General features: G+C 65.8%; 12 protein-coding genes. 6 read left to right on the top strand and 6 right to left on the bottom strand.

Translation table 11 applies throughout. From position 1 onward, the window contains the following. From WA944_RS07375 to WA944_RS07360, 4 genes are all read right to left on the bottom strand, one after another. A partial coding sequence (locus tag WA944_RS07375; RefSeq protein WP_526646666.1) for a DUF7159 family protein occupies window positions 1-694 on the bottom strand: 694 nt, incomplete at its 3' end. A gap of 124 nt (window positions 695-818) precedes the next feature. Continuing rightward, complete coding sequence (locus WA944_RS07370) at window positions 819-3056, bottom strand: NADP-dependent isocitrate dehydrogenase (protein WP_526373238.1); 2238 nt, start codon at window positions 3054-3056, stop codon at window positions 819-821. Between the two features lie 136 nt (window positions 3057-3192). Beyond that, window positions 3193-3594, bottom strand: coding sequence for a DUF4267 domain-containing protein (locus WA944_RS07365; protein ID WP_526373236.1), 402 nt, complete (start codon window positions 3592-3594; stop codon window positions 3193-3195). Window positions 3595-3642: 48 nt separating this feature from the next. After that, window positions 3643-4431 carry a bestrophin-like domain gene (locus WA944_RS07360; protein ID WP_526373234.1) on the bottom strand — a complete coding sequence of 263 codons (789 nt, stop codon included), beginning with the start codon at window positions 4429-4431 and terminating at the stop codon, window positions 3643-3645. A 168-nt stretch (window positions 4432-4599) separates the two neighbouring features. Here WA944_RS07360 and WA944_RS07355 point away from each other — a divergent pair, with 168 nt between their 5' ends. Beyond that, window positions 4600-5280: a VldE C-terminal domain-containing protein gene (locus tag WA944_RS07355; RefSeq protein WP_526373232.1), complete on the top strand. Its 681-nt coding sequence runs from the start codon at window positions 4600-4602 to the stop codon at window positions 5278-5280. A 1-nt stretch (window position 5281) separates the two neighbouring features. On the opposite strand, the gene WA944_RS07350 is transcribed toward WA944_RS07355, so the two are convergent. Beyond that, window positions 5282-7342 (bottom strand): alkaline phosphatase family protein, encoded by a 2061-nt coding sequence (locus WA944_RS07350; protein ID WP_526373230.1) that lies wholly within the window; start codon window positions 7340-7342, stop codon window positions 5282-5284. A gap of 307 nt (window positions 7343-7649) precedes the next feature. On the opposite strand from WA944_RS07350, the gene WA944_RS07345 reads away from it, so the two are divergent. From WA944_RS07345 to WA944_RS07330, 4 genes are read left to right on the top strand one after another with little or no spacing between them, the layout of a single operon-like run. Further along, window positions 7650-9971: a putative bifunctional diguanylate cyclase/phosphodiesterase gene (locus WA944_RS07345; RefSeq protein ID WP_526373229.1), complete on the top strand. Its 2322-nt coding sequence runs from the start codon at window positions 7650-7652 to the stop codon at window positions 9969-9971. Window positions 9972-10030: 59 nt separating this feature from the next. Continuing rightward, the gene (locus tag WA944_RS07340; RefSeq protein ID WP_526373227.1) at window positions 10031-10531 is read left to right on the top strand and encodes a hypothetical protein; all 501 of its coding nucleotides are present in this window, start codon (window positions 10031-10033) and stop codon (window positions 10529-10531) included. Next, window positions 10510-10950 (top strand): GGDEF domain-containing protein, encoded by a 441-nt coding sequence (locus WA944_RS07335; protein WP_526373226.1) that lies wholly within the window; start codon window positions 10510-10512, stop codon window positions 10948-10950. Before WA944_RS07340 ends, WA944_RS07335 begins: the two co-directional genes overlap by 22 nt. Continuing rightward, entirely contained in the window at window positions 10947-11108 is a 162-nt protein-coding gene (locus WA944_RS07330; protein ID WP_526373224.1) for a hypothetical protein, read from the top strand. Before WA944_RS07335 ends, WA944_RS07330 begins: the two co-directional genes overlap by 4 nt. Before the next feature lie 878 nt (window positions 11109-11986). Here WA944_RS07330 and WA944_RS07325 read toward each other — a convergent pair. Next, window positions 11987-13294, bottom strand: coding sequence for an NtaA/DmoA family FMN-dependent monooxygenase (locus WA944_RS07325; protein ID WP_526373222.1), 1308 nt, complete (start codon window positions 13292-13294; stop codon window positions 11987-11989). A 363-nt stretch (window positions 13295-13657) separates the two neighbouring features. Here WA944_RS07325 and WA944_RS07320 point away from each other — a divergent pair, with 363 nt between their 5' ends. After that, entirely contained in the window at window positions 13658-14182 is a 525-nt protein-coding gene (locus WA944_RS07320; RefSeq protein ID WP_526373220.1) for a hypothetical protein, read from the top strand. Window positions 14183-14357 lie beyond the last annotated feature (175 nt).

The raw sequence follows: 14357 nt of genomic DNA, 5'->3' as shown, positions 1-14357 counted from the left end.
CCTCGGTGGTGGCCGGCTGCCACACGGCCACCGGCTCGGGCGCGGCGGACGGTGCCGGAACCTCCGTCGGAGAAACGGCTTGCGGCGCGGCGGCCTGTGGGGTGGCCGCGGGTGCCGGTGGTGCCGGCCGGATCGGCTTCACCGGAAGTTCGGGTTGGGGCGGGGTGGCTTCGGCGGCCGTGTTGGCGGGCGGGTCGGACGGCGACATGGCGACAAACGCCGACAAGCCCACTCCGACCAGCGCCACCGCACACACTGCGGCCGCCACCCGGATGGGCACTCGCCCGGTGAGTCGCCGCAGCACGCCTCGGCCTTCGTCGGCGTGGAGGTCTGCGCGGGCGGCTCCATAGGCCAGAGCGAGGTGTGGGGCGAGGTGCCGGGCGGTCTTGTTCCGGCCTTCGCGTGCGGCGTCCTCGGACACGCTCTCCACGATGGCGAAGCCGAACAGCCGCAGCTTCGTCCTGAGCCGGATGCCGTGCTGGCGCGCATCGTCGCTCCAGGTCATCCGGACGCCCTCGACATCGTGCTCGGTTTGCATGTCGAACGCCTGCACGCTGCGGGCGGTGGCCCTGGCAATCTCGTCCACAGAGTCGAGGTTGACCACCTCTTCGGCCAGTATCTTGCCGTTGACCGTGTCGACGAGCACCCACACCGCACTCGATGCGGTCAGTGAGACACCAAGTACCAGACGCATAGCTACTCCCAGACGTCGACTGCCGGTATTTGCTCTCTATCGGCTAGTCTTCGACGGATGTTACGCGCGTCACAGAGAAAATTCGGCGACGTGTCCCAAACGTGGGATTGCTGGCGGGCGGCGATCAGCCCCCGGAGGTCGTCAGAGTCTCGTTGAGGGTCTTGCTCGGGCGCATCACCGACGTGGTCTTCTCGCGGTCCGGGTAGTAGTAGCCACCGATGTCGGCGGGCTTGCCCTGGGCCTCGTTGAGTTCGGCGACGATGGTGTCCTCGTTGTCCGAGAGGGCCTTGGCCAGCGGCGCGAAATGGTCGGCCAGTTCCTTGTCCTCGGTCTGCTCGGCGAGCTCCTTCGCCCAGTACATGGCGAGGTAGAACTGGCTGCCACGGTTGTCCAGCTCACCGGTCTTGCGCGAGGGCCCTTTGTTGTTGTCCAGCAACTTCCCGGTCGCGGCATCGAGGGTTTTGGCCAGCAGCGTGGCCTTCTCGTTGCCGAACTTGTTGCCGAGATCCTCCAGGCTGGCACCCAGGGCGAGGTACTCACCGAGAGAGTCCCACCGCAGGTGGTTCTCTTCCTGGAGCTGGTGGACGTGCTTGGGCGCCGAGCCCCCGGCGCCGGTCTCGTAGAGGCCGCCGCCGGCCATCAACGGCACGATCGACAGCATCTTGGCGCTGGTGCCCAGTTCCAGGATGGGGAACAGGTCGGTGAGGTAGTCGCGCAGGATGTTGCCAGTCGCGGCGATGGTGTCCTGCCCGCGGATCACCCGCTCGATCGTGTACCGCATGGCCCACACCTGCGGCATGATCTGGATGGTCAGGCCCTCGGTGTCGTGGTCTTTCAGATAGGCCTTGACCTTCTTGCGTAGCTCGGACTCGTGTGGACGCTCGGTGTCGAGCCAGAACACCACCGGCATGCCCGAAAGCCGGGCGCGGGTGACGGCCAGCTTCACCCAGTCCCGGATGGGGGCGTCCTTGACGATCGGCATCCGCCAGATGTCACCCTCTTCGACGTTCTGGGTCAGCAGCACCTCGCCGGTGTGGATGTCGACGATGTCGGCGACGCCTTCCTCGGGAATCTCGAACGTCTTGTCGTGGGAGCCGTACTCTTCGGCCTTCTGAGCCATCAGGCCGACGTTGGGCACGGTGCCCATGGTCGTCGGGTCGAACTGGCCGTGGGTCTTACAGAAGTTGATGATCTCCTGGTAGATCCGGGAGAAGGTGGACTCCGGGTTGACGGCCTTGGTGTCCTTGGTCCGGCCATCGGCGCCGTACATCTTGCCGCCCAGCCTGATCATCGCGGGCATCGAGGCGTCCACGATCACGTCGCTGGGCGAGTGGAAGTTCGAGATGCCGCGGGCGGAATCCACCATGGCCAGCTCAGGCCGGTGTTCGTGGCAGGCGTGCAGGTCCCGGATGATCTCTTCGTGCAGCGACGCCGGCAGTGACTCGATCTTGCTGTACAGATCTGACAGGCCGTTGTTGACGTTGACGCCCAGTTCGTCGAACAGCTTTTGGTGTTTGGCGAACGCGTCCTTGTAGAAGACCTTGACCGCGTGGCCGAAGACGATGGGGTGGCTGACCTTCATCATCGTCGCCTTGACGTGCAGCGAGAACATCACACCGGTCTTGTAGGCGTCTTCCATCTCCGCTTCGTAGAACTCGCAGAGCGCCTTCTTGCTCATGAACATGCTGTCGATGACGTCGCCCTCGTCCAACGACACCTCGGGCTTGAGCACGATCGTCTCGCCGGACTTGGTCTTCAGCACCATCTTGACCTTGCGTGCCGTGTCCAGGGTCATCGACTTCTCGCCGTGGTAGAAGTCGCCGTGCTTCATGGTGGCCACGTGGGTGCGCGACGCCTGTGACCATTCACCCATGCTGTGCGGGTGCTTGCGGGCGTACTCCTTGACAGCCTTGGGCGCCCGGCGGTCCGAGTTGCCTTCCCGCAACACCGGGTTCACCGCGCTGCCGAGGGTCTTGGCGTAACGCTCCTTGATGACCTTTTCCTCGTCGGACTTCGGCTCTCCGGGGTAGTCCGGCAGGTCGTAGCCCTTGGCCTTCAACTCCTTGATGGCGGCCAGCAGCTGAGGCACCGATGCGCTGATGTTCGGCAGCTTGATGATGTTGGTATCCGGCAGCTGGGTCATCTCGCCCAATTCGGCGAGGTTGTCCGGCACCCGCTGCTCTTCGGTCAGGTAGTCGGAGAACTCGGCGAGGATGCGCGCTGCGACGGAGATGTCGGTGGTCTTGACGTCGATGCCGGCTGCGTCGGCGAAGGTCCGGATGATGGGCAGAAAGGCGTAGGTCGCAAGCAGCGGCGCCTCGTCGGTCAGCGTGTAGATGATGGTCGGCTGCTCGGCGCTCATGTGGTGTTTTCTCCCGGCGTCAGTACGGTCTGGTTCGAGGGCTTTCCGCGTCAGTCACTGTGATCTGTGAGTGGGTACCAACGTAGCGCAGCAGCTCCGCCGACGGCGTCGTCGGGAGCGGCTTCGGGAGCGGCGCTCAGCGGGCCTCGACAGCGACGGATGCCGGCGTGGGACGCCGCCGCGTCGCGCCCCACAGCCCGACGCCGATTCCGACGACCGCGCCGCCCAGACCGATGATCTGTTGGCCGCGGGTCAGGCCGTCGTGCACCCGGGAGCCGCCGAGCAGGTCGGCGGCATCGGCGCCGCCGGAGGCCAGGAACCAACCCCGGGTGTCCTTGCCCCGTAGCGCCGCCGTGGCGAGCAACCCCCCGATCAGAGCGTCGCGGTAGCCCATCGAGTGAAGCAGCAACTGGCCTGACGGCGTCGGCTGCTGCGAGTCGCCCCAGAGGCGATTCGCCCGCAGCGGGTCGACGAGAAACGAGATCCCTGAGGCTAGGCGGATGCTGCCCGCGACGAGCGCGGCACGGTCGATCGGCATGATGGGAAGCCTAGGTTTCCGGGGTGCGGTGCACGGCGGTTTCGAGTTCTACGTACCCGGTCCCGACAGCACCCGGACCGCTTCGTGCAGTGGTACCGGCGATGTCGCGACCGCACCGATGAACGGGTGAGCCAGCTCGAGCACCAGAAACAGGTTGGCGGCCACGATGATCCCGACGATGGCCACCATCGAGTAGTGCAGCCCGGGGCGTTCGACTCCGTAGATGATGACGGTCCCGAGCACCATCGCGCTGGTCAGCAGGATGATGGTCCACAGTTGCCACGGCGGCCCGGTGTTCTCCCGGGCTGCCAGGATCCGCACGGTTCGAGCTTGACTGATCGTGTCGAGGTTGGCGTGCGACTTCGCGAGCAGGACCTTGTGCAGATCGGTGTCGGCCTCGACCTGGCCGTAGGCGGTGTAGACACCGGCGAGCGCGGCGTCGGCATCGGCGGATCGATGGTCACCCGCGGACCACTCGGCGATGGCAGCCAGTTCGTATGCCAGCAGACTCTCCCTGGCACGCGCTGCGTCCGCCGTGTCGAACACCGTTGCGTCCCTGGCCATCTGTACCGCGGCCGCGCCTTCTGCGCGGGCGGCGCCGTCCGCGGCGTTGATCTGACTCCACATCGACGAGACGACAAAGCCGATGAAGAACGCGTAGACGAATCCGATGAAGCCGTAGGTGAACTTGGTGACGTCGTTGTGGTCCCCTGCCGCCAGTGCCGGAAACCGCCGGCGGACGGTTCGCTGGATCAGCACCGCGCCGCCGGCGACGAGAACCACCAGACCGATCAGAAGCAGCCAGGACGGAATCGCGGAGACCAGCCATGCACTCATGAGTCGCGGGCCTCCTCGGGGACGGCGTGCCTAACCCTATGGTGGGTCTGCCATCCAGCACGGGTGATTGCCCAACTGAGGCGTTGTTCGCGCAGGTCTGAACGCATCGGCGGGGACCTGCAGCAAAAAGATGACCGCGATTGCCACACGCGTCGCACGCGACACTCTATGGTGCTGTCTGTGGGCAGAAATCTGTTAGCCAACGGCCGAGGCCGATGGTTGGCGATCGCCGCCTCCCTTGTGGTCTCGGCGGCGATGTTCTCCGCCCAGGGCTCAGACCCCGCGTGTTGCGCCGAGAACTCGGCAGCGCCCGCGGCGAGTCCACAACCTGAGCCGGCTCCGGGCCCGTCCCCCGCCGCGCCCGCGGCGGCCGAACTCATGGCGGCCAGCGCCCCGGTCGACGCCCGGGTGTTCGACCTCGCGTTACCTGCCGGCGTGACTCCGGAGGCGGGCTTGCAGGTCAAGACCATCTGGGCGGCCCGGGCCATCAGCATGATGTTTCCCGAGATCACCACCATCGGCGGGTTCCGGCAGGACCCGCTGAAGTGGCACCCCAACGGTTTGGCGATCGACGTGATGATCCCGAACCACGGCACCGAAGAGGGTATCGAGCTCGGCAACCAGATCGCCGGGCTGGCGCTGGCCAACGCCCGGCGCTGGGGGGTGCTCCACGTGATCTGGCGGCAGGGCTACTACCCCGGCATCGGCGCCCCCAGTTGGACCGCCGACTACGGCTCGGAAACCCTGAACCATTTCGACCACGTCCACATCGCGACCAACGGCGGCGGGTACCCGACCGGCCAGGAGAAGTACTACATCGGCTCCATGCAGCCCAAGCCGCCGTACTGATTCAGGCGGACAGGGCGTCGCCGCACCACACCGGCTGAGCCGACGCCGGTGAGCCGCAGACCATGAGCGCATCCAGCATGGTGGCCTCCTCCGGTGTCGAGGGGAACGAGGGCGGGGCCGGCGGCCACAGCGGGAAGATGCTCGCACCGGTCACCCCGGTCAGCCGGGCCACGATCTGAGCCACCACGTTCGTCACCACGTAGACGAGATCGCCGATGAACTGCACCGGCACGATCGCCAGCGCGGCCAGCGGGCTGATCAGGAAAATCTCCAGATCGGTGATCCCCTGCAGCGCAGAAGTGATGCCGATGGTGATCTCGTCGACGAAGTACGGCACCGACGCGAAGACGGTGCGCACGCCCAGCGCGATCTGGGTGCCGATGTCGGGGTAGCCGTACATGTTGATGGCGTCCTGCAGCGCCCCCCGCAGTGCGTCGTCGTCGTTGACCGGAACGACGTTGCTGTCACCGAGGTCGGTCACCGACACACCGTCGGCGTCGGGCGCTGGGACGCCACCGAACAGTGTCACCACGGTGGGGGTGACGTCGATGATCTCGTACTGCAGGTTGATGGCGCCGACGGCGAACATGTCCGGGTTCTCCACGATGACGAAAGTCGATGCCTCATCCGGTGATTGGAAGCCGTGGCCAAGGCCTTTCTGCGGCTGGTGACCGTGATCGGTCACCATGATCACGGTCCACTGCTCGCCGGTGAGCGCCTCCCAGTCGTTGACCGCCTGCAGGATCTCGCCGAGGTTCCGGTCGAAATTGTTGAGCGACTCGGCGTACGGCGGTGATGCCCCGCCGTAGAGGTGCCCGTTCTCGTCGACCCCGACGAAGTAGCTGAACAGGAAGTTCGGGGTGTTCGCGTCGGCGGCGGCGATCGCGGCCTCGGTGGCATCGCCGACCGCGTCATCGGTCAGCAACCAGTTGGTGTCCCCTGGGACCTGGGACACGTTGATGACGGTGTCTGCGGGGGCGGAACCGGCGGCGGCGATGGCGGAGATGACGTTCCAGTTGGCGATGGCCGTGGTCTGGATGCCCGGGTTGAGCGTCTCGAGCTGGTTGAACACGGTCGGCCAGTTGTTGTAGGTCCACGGGGTGAAGATGTTGTTGATCACCCCTGTCTTCTCTCCCCACGCGCCGGTCAGGATCGACGACCAGGAGGGGTTGGAGATGGTGGTGTGCCCGGCGATGCTCGCCGCCGCCGTGGTGCCGTCCTGGATCAGGACGAAGAAGTTCGAGTTTGTCGGATCATCGAGAACCCGGCTCAGGTTCGCTCCGTCGACGCCGATCAGCAGCACGTTGGGCGAAGGATCGGCGAACAGTGAAACAGCTTGGGGAGCAAGCTGATTCGTACTGCGATGCAGAGTGTTGCGTTCCAGTTCATCGCGTACCGCGGCCAGCACCGCCATCACTGCCGTGGTGTGAAGCGGCGCTTCGGGGTCCGGTTCGGCCAGCGGCTGCAGCGCCGGTGAGGCCGCGGCGGAGGCCAGCTGCACCACTGTGGGGGTCGGCTCCGGCGCCGGCGCAGGTTCTGCCGCGACGGCGGGCACGACCGCGGCAACCGCGCGCGGTTTCGACGTCGCCGGGGCGGATTCGGCGGCTTGTTCGGCTGGCGCGGCGACCGGTTCCTGCTCCTGCTCCTGCTCCTGCACCGGTTCGCCGGAATCCGCCGGGAGGCTGTCCTCCTCGGTGGCCGCTGACCGGCTTGAGGTCCGGCGATCGCTCACCGCGTCCTCATCGGACCCGTCTCCTCCGCCCGCCTCGTCGTCGACGGTAGCTGTGGAGTCCTCATCGGCTGCCCGGTCGTCAGCGTCCGAGCCCGTGGTGGACTTCTGGCCGGACGCCTCCGAGTCACCGCGATCGGCCCTGTCGCTCGATCGTTTGTCGGGACGGGCAGCGCCATCCGTCGACGAGGAGGCGCTCGCCGATGACGACTCGCTCGGCGACGACGGGCTCGACGGCTCGGCGTACGCGACCCCCGGTGATGCCAGCGCGACCCCGACCCCCAGCGTTATCGCCAACGCTCCGACGCGTCCGATGTGCCTGGCGTAGCCCATGAGGAATCCTTTCGGCGACCGTCCGCAGCAGCTTCGGCGTTTCACCACCCCGAGAATGTGCTGCGCCGCAAATTACGCTCGATGTGGGACCAAGGCCCGCAAATCGGCCACTTCGTCATGGAAGCGCAGGCTGCCCCCTGTCTGCCGGACTCCTCGGCGGCGAGTTCGCCAGCGCGGGACTTCCGTCAGGACTGTTGGGACTCACACCAGCTCGGGCCAGGGAAAAATTTCGCAGGCAACGGGATTTCCTTCCTACCGTCCGTCGCGCATATATTTGCCAGAGCGCTCAGTGCTTGAGCAGTAAGGCATGGGAACTGTGGGCATTGGCCGACGTCCGCCTCGAGTGAGGCCATCGATAGCCGCCCCCGTCGGGCTGGCCGTCGTACTGGCGGTGCTGCTCGTGGGCGGCGGCGGTGCGGCATGGATCCCCGTCGTCTCCGATTTCGCCGCCCTCGCGTTCTCTACGTATGCCACCCTCTGCGCGTTCCTGGCTGCCCGGTCGGCGGGAGGCCGCAGCCGGGCGGCCTGGACGACGATGGCGGCCGCGCTGGGAGCCTGGGCGATCGGCGACCTGATCTGGGTGCTCAGCGAGTACGTGCTGCACACCAGCCCGTTCCCGTCGCCCGCAGACGTCTTCTATCTCCTGTTCCCGGTGCTGGCCGCCGTGGCGATGGCCCAATTCGCAGAGCGGCACCAGTCGCGACTGCGAATCGTGCTCGACGGCGCGACGGTGGCACTGTGTTTGTTTCTGCTGGCATGGATCCTCGCGCTGAGCAACGTCTACGAGACCTACCGCGACGACGGCCTCACACTCGGTGTCGCGTTGGTCTACCCGGCGGCGGACGTGGTGGCCGTCTCGGTCGCGATCGCGGTCCTCGTCCGCGCCGACGCGCGCCAGCGGGTGGTGCTGTACCTACTGGCCTTCGCACTCGGACTCGGGCTGATTACCGACAGCGCGTTCGCCTACCTGGTCGCCAACGACCATTACGTTTCCGGAACCCTCGTCGACATGGGCTGGATCGCAGTCCTGGTCATGATCGCCGGTGCGGCACAGCTCAGTCACAGGGCCCGACCGCCCACCACTGCGACGACGGTGTCCGTCCCGTCCAATTCGTCGTTGTGGCTGCCGTACGTCCCCCTGCTGTTGGCGGGCACGGCCGGGCCTGCCATCGTTATGACGGGGCTGGAGCGGGTCATCGTGCCGTTCATCATCGCCACCGTGTGCGTGCGGCAGTCGGTGACGGCGTGGGAGAACCGGCGGTTGCTGTTGACAGTGGCCGACCAGGCGTTGAAGGATCCGCTGACCGGGCTGGCCAATCAGACGTTGTTCAACGATCGGCTCGCGCACGCGATGATGCTGAGGTTGCGCGACAACCGTTCGGTCGCGGTGGTGTCGCTGGATCTCGACGATTTCAAGCTGGTCAACGACAGCTTGGGCCATCCGACCGCCGACAGCTTGCTGGTGCTCGCCGGTCAGCGCATCTCCGAATGTGTGCGCCCCGGTGACACGGTGGCCCGGGTCGGCGGTGATGAGTTCTCCGTACTTCTGGAAAGCGAGGTGGACGATTCACATCTGCTCGCGCAGCAGGTCATCGAAGCGTTCAACAAGCCGTTTGTCGTCGACGGGCAGAACCTGTTGATGCGGCCGAGCGTCGGGGTGGCGGTGGCTCCCGCTGACGAGCCGGATCTGGCACCGGACACCCTGGTCAAACGCGCCGATGTCGCGATGTACACCGCGAAGCGGTCCCGCTCGTCGCGGGTGCACACCTTCACTGCGGACATGAACATCACCGACCCGGCGGCGCTGGAGTGCGCCGGAAACGACGCCGGCCACACCGCCGCCGAGGGCGCGGCCAAGGTGCGGTTGCTCGGTGAGCTGCGCCGTGCGGTCGACAGCGGCAAGCTCGACGTGGTGTACCAACCGAAGTTCAGCTTGCGCACCGGGCGCGTGGTGGGAGTCGAGGCGCTGCTGCGGTGGCCACATCCGGAGTTGGGGACGTTGCGTCCGGACGCGTTCATATCGCTGGTACGTCAACACGGTTTGATGCGACCGGTGACCGATCTGGTGCTCGACAGGGTCCTCGACGATGCGGCACGTTGGGCGGCCGCCGGAGCACCGATACCCGTCGCGGTGAATCTGTTCGCACCCTATCTGCACGACCCCCGGCTCCCCGAGACGCTCGGGACTGCCCTGCAACGACGCGGGTTGGCCCCCGAGTTGCTGACCGTGGAGATCACCGAGGACATGGTCCTGACCGAGCTCAACGTGGTGACCGCGGTGCTGCGGCAGCTCCGCGCGCAGGGAATAAGGGTGGCGATCGACGACTTCGGCAGCGGCTACTCAGCGCTGTCCTATCTGCGTGACCTGTCGATCGATGAGATCAAGATGGACCACCGTTTCATCACATCGGTGACCACCGACAACCGCGCCGCAGCGGTGGTTCGGGCAGTCATCGATCTCGCCCATGACCTCGACAGCACGGTCGTCGCCGAAGGCATCGAGGACGCCGTGACCGCGGCCTGGCTGCGCGACAAGGGCTGCGATATCGGGCAGGGCTACTACTTCGGCAAATCCATCGACGCTGCCTGCGTGCCTGAGCTGACCACGGTTTCGGCACAACTCAACTGAAGGCAGTCACCCGAACGTCACAGTCTTCGGAGCGTGAACAGGCAGGGGGGTGAACGGCAGTGCACGGTGTACGTCTGTGGTGGCGACAACCCGACCACTATGACTGGCTGACAAGCTATCTCAGAGCTCTCGGTCTGCTCATCGTGACCCGCTTCATGCTGTTCGTGCTCTTGGCGACGATCGCGTCCGCGACCGCTCTGGCGATGATCAGTACCGCCGGGCCGCACGGGCCCGTGCAGCGCACCGTCGCGGTGCTGGTGATCACGGTTCTGGCTGCAGTGGCCCTGGGGTACCTGCTGCGCTGGCCGACACGGCTGCAATCGCAGGTGTTCTCTGTCGCCGGCAACGTGTGTATCGCGGCGGCCGTGCTCAGCGAGGCCGACCCCCGCACTGCGATGGTGGGATGTGCCGCGTTCGCCGGTCTCGCCGGTTACGTCGCGTTCTTCCACGCAGCTCCCTACCTGGTGCTGACGCTGGCCACCGCGTTGATGACAGCTGGGGTGACGGCGGTGAGGATCGCGATGGCCGGGACCCGGCGATGGCGCTGTCAAAGCTCCTGATTCTGTGTGGCGGCATGCTGGCTGTCCCGGTGGCCGGGCAGGTACTCGCGCACTGGTTGTCGATCGACGCATCGAAGTCGGCCACCGACGCCCTCACCGGATTGAGCAACCGCCGCGGGTTCTACCGGGCGGCAGAGGAGTCGCTGGCTGAAGGCGTGCGGGAAGGGGCGCCTTGTTTCACCGCGGTCATGGTCGATCTCGACGACTTCAAGCGGATCAACGACACCTTGGGCCACACCACCGGTGATCGAATCCTGGTAGCTGTCGCCGACAGCCTGCGCGACGCGTGTCGCGAGGACACTGTCATCGCGCGCGTCGGCGGCGAGGAATCCTGGTCGCGCAGATCTCACCGCTCGGCGAGGCACACGAAACCGCTGAGCGAATTCGCGTGGGCATCGCCTCCACGCCGTGGGACGTGACGGCGAGTCTCGGGGTGGCCTGCGGCGCTCTCGGAACCACCCGCCCGAAGCCGCCTGCCCTGCTCGAGCGTCTTGTCGAGGCTGCGGACGCGGCGATGTACGAGGCGAAACGTGCGGGCGGCAACCAGATCCGGTACGCCGACCACCTCCGGAGCTGAGCAGCGGGCCCGCGAGGTGTAGGCGCGGCGCGAAACGGGCATAACGACGACTGTCATCCTTCACGTTCCCCGAGTGGACGACTTCACAGCGGTCCAGCATGGGGCCGGCGTAACTACCCGGACAGTTCGGCGCGCGCCTGCCCCAGTCGAGAAACCCAGCCGACGTCAGGCTGGCGCCACAGTGCGCGAGATGCAGGAGTTGCACTCCGCCAACAGAATCCGGCAACAGAACGGACCGTTCATGTTCACTTCACTTGGCAATCACCGCTCGCCCGACGGATTCGTCGTAGAGTGTGACGGCGCGCATGTGAGAGCACAATCCCGAAGCATCGCCATAGTCGTCACTGTCTCAGGCAGTCTGCGGGAGACCAATCTCGAGCCCGTGTCGAGGCACGTATGCCGATTTGCCGCACTGGATGGCCCGCTGATCATCGACGCCAGGCACGTCGACATCGGAAGCAAAGCGGCTTTTCAGCGTCTACTCGCGAGCTTCAGTGCTCAGTGTCGAAACCGAAACGTGGATTGGGCTCTTGTGGCTTGCGAGCACGGCCGAGCCCTGTCCGCCCAAGACGACGGCATTGCAGTCGCGGCCACGGTGCCCGAAGCACTGCAGTACATCGCGCGGACCACCCGTGACCGCCGGAATCTGCTGACCGCCCAGATGGCAGACCGGCGTTCTGAGGTCGAGCAACGCCCGTCCCCCGTTGATCCGATGGGAGCGTCTGCGCCGCAATCGCTTTCTCCGAACGAGAGAATGATCTTCGGGGCGGGCGAAAGCGCACGGGTGGCACCTCGCCTTGAGGAACCCCGCAGTACCGAGGACGGGGACGCGCAACTGCACGACGCGGTGGCGCAAAGCACCTTCGGTGGATCTGGGCTCAGAACGCCCGCAGGTTGTCCCGCAGCAGGGAGTGTGAATAGCTCGTCCGGGTCAGACCCCTCGCCTGCAGGGCCGGCACCAGCCCGTCGCAAATCTCGATGATCCTGTGACGCGTCAGCGAGCCGCCGTCCCCTGGGAACAGGAATCCGTCGCCGCCGACCTCTTCCATCGCCGCCGCCATGATGTCGGCGACCTGGTCCGGCGTACCGATGGCCTCGAAGGAGCTGGCGCCGCCTGCCGATCGGGCCTCCATGCATTGGCGCAGCGTCTTGCCGGTTCCCCACTGGGCGAACCCGGCGAGTGATCCCTGTTCGCCACGCGTGACGAAGTAAGGTACCGGCTCGTCAAGGTCCATCTTCGTGAAGTCGGCATAGAAGTTCGAGCTCAACGCCTTGAGACGTGCCGGGATCTCATCCTCGCTCATCGGCTTGACCTTGGCTCGAGCCTCGGCCTCGGTCTCGCCGAGGATCGGGGAGAACAGGAACATCACCTTCACGTCATCAGGATCGCGCCCAGCGGCGTTGGCCTGCTTGCGGATGTCCGCTCGGTACTCCTTCATCCCCTCGACTCCCGTCGCCCAGGCGATGATCGCATCAGCGTGCTTGGCGGCGAACGCCCGCCCCGCGGGGGACCCCCCGGCTTGCAGGTAGACGGGGCGCCCCTGTGGTGAGCGGACGCATGTCAGGGGACCCCGCGACTTGAAGTGCTTGCCGACGAAGTCCACGTCATGAACCTTGCTGGGATCGATGTAGATCCCCTTCTCTCGATCGCGGACGATCGCTCCCGGTTCCCAGCTGTCGCACAGGGCGTTCACGAGTTCGACGAATTCGTCGGCGATCTCATAGCGCAAATCGTGCTCCGGCATCTCCTCGAGGCCGTAGTTCTGGGCCGCTTCGTCCTTGGCGCTGGTGACCACGTTCCAGCCGAAGCGCCCACTCGTGAGCGAGTCCATAGTGGATGCCAGGCGCGCCAACGCATACGGGTGGTAGAACGTCGTGGACATGGTCGCGACGATGCCCAGTTGCCGGGTCAGCGCGCCGACCTTCGCGGCCAGCGGCACCGGATCCTGTTTCGGACAGGAGTCTCCGTTCTCCAGGGCGCGAGTCGTGGTGCCTTCCAGACCGCGCGGGATCCCGACGGTGTCTTCCAGCATCAGGAAGTCGAAGCAGGCCCGCTCGAGCGCCTGGGCCAGCTCAACGTAGAAGTCCCCTGTGAACGGAACCCCCTCCGACAGCGTGTACGGAGTCTGCCACTCATTGGCCTGGAAAGTCTGGAACCATCCGAGGTGGAACGGTTTTGCTGGCATCTGTCCTCATCAACGAGATTGAACTGTCAGCGAGATCCAATCGCGGCATCGTGTCCATCATGTTGCCCTCGCGTCTCGCTCGAATTAGGCGGTCAGGTCCCGAGTGGAATCCCAGGTCACAGGCAATCCACCTCCCCACTCTGCGAGCGGCCAACCCGGACGCGAGTGTCAATGACTGGGCCGACTCCCGACGGCCGGTCTCTCTGGGGGTCGTCCCTGCCTGCCCCCCACTCCCCTTCTGCCAGGCGGGCGCTCGGCGGTCGCGAGACCTGCACAGCGACAGCAAGGGATGACCCTGATTGCTCGACGCAGGTTGGCGACCATAGCCTGCCAAAGGCCGGATCGGCTACGGAAGGAACAGACATGAGTCGGTTTCGTCGACTGGGACTACTACGAGGGTTCGGGAGTCTTTCCCCCGACGCAGCCCACCGATTTCTCTCGCTGCTGGCCAACGGCGCCAACCCACAGACCGGCAACTTCAACTACGGGCTCCTCACACTGCTGGTCGACTTCGTCGACGAGTCGGTCCCGCGCTGGACGACGCCCACGGTCCCGTCCGACGGCGAAGCTACCGCTGAAACTGCGGACAATAGTGCTGGCGATGCCGCGAGCGAGGTCGTCAACTTCAGCAGCGCGACAAGTAGTTTGGCGGAGACCACGCCGGCCGAGCCGGACACCGACAGCCCCCCGTCGGAGCCCGCCGCTGAAAGCAGTTCGAGTCGGAGCAGTGACGAGGTCGAGAAGGACGGAGACGCACGCGCCGACGCGCGCAAGGACAGCGCCGACGGCATCGCGAGTACGCGCAAGGCTGCCGAGGAGTCAGGGGCCGAAGAGCGCAGCAGCGAGCGCAGCAAGACAAGCGCTTCGTCCGAGCCATCCGACAGTTGACCTAGTTCATCCGCCGGAAATCCGTTATCTAATTGTGTCTTGTGGCTACGGCGCGGATGCAGCACGAATAGTGTTGCGATGCAGCATAATTCGTTGTATGGCGAAGCGTGGACGGCCGAATGCAGAGCTGGTGCTGACCGACGAGGAGCGTGACCAGCTGGTTCAGTGGTCACGG

Origin of the sequence: Mycobacterium sp. (assembly GCF_049683355.1) — a bacterium.
GTDB lineage: Bacteria > Actinomycetota > Actinomycetes > Mycobacteriales > Mycobacteriaceae > Mycobacterium.
The sequence above is the reverse complement of the archived record's forward strand: the minus strand, read 5'-3'. Positions and strand labels throughout refer to the sequence as shown.

Coding starts and splice junctions, on each gene's coding strand:
- WA944_RS07345 (WP_526373229.1), top strand. CDS start 7,650: ATGGGAACTGTGGGCATTGGCCGACGTCCGCCTCGAGTGAGGCCATCG.
- WA944_RS07325 (WP_526373222.1), bottom strand. CDS start 13,294: ATGCCAGCAAAACCGTTCCACCTCGGATGGTTCCAGACTTTCCAGGCC.
- WA944_RS07320 (WP_526373220.1), top strand. CDS start 13,658: ATGAGTCGGTTTCGTCGACTGGGACTACTACGAGGGTTCGGGAGTCTT.
- WA944_RS07335 (WP_526373226.1), top strand. CDS start 10,510: ATGGCGCTGTCAAAGCTCCTGATTCTGTGTGGCGGCATGCTGGCTGTC.
- WA944_RS07365 (WP_526373236.1), bottom strand. CDS start 3,594: ATGCCGATCGACCGTGCCGCGCTCGTCGCGGGCAGCATCCGCCTAGCC.
- WA944_RS07370 (WP_526373238.1), bottom strand. CDS start 3,056: ATGAGCGCCGAGCAGCCGACCATCATCTACACGCTGACCGACGAGGCG.
- WA944_RS07355 (WP_526373232.1), top strand. CDS start 4,600: ATGGTGCTGTCTGTGGGCAGAAATCTGTTAGCCAACGGCCGAGGCCGA.
- WA944_RS07350 (WP_526373230.1), bottom strand. CDS start 7,342: ATGGGCTACGCCAGGCACATCGGACGCGTCGGAGCGTTGGCGATAACG.
- WA944_RS07360 (WP_526373234.1), bottom strand. CDS start 4,431: ATGAGTGCATGGCTGGTCTCCGCGATTCCGTCCTGGCTGCTTCTGATC.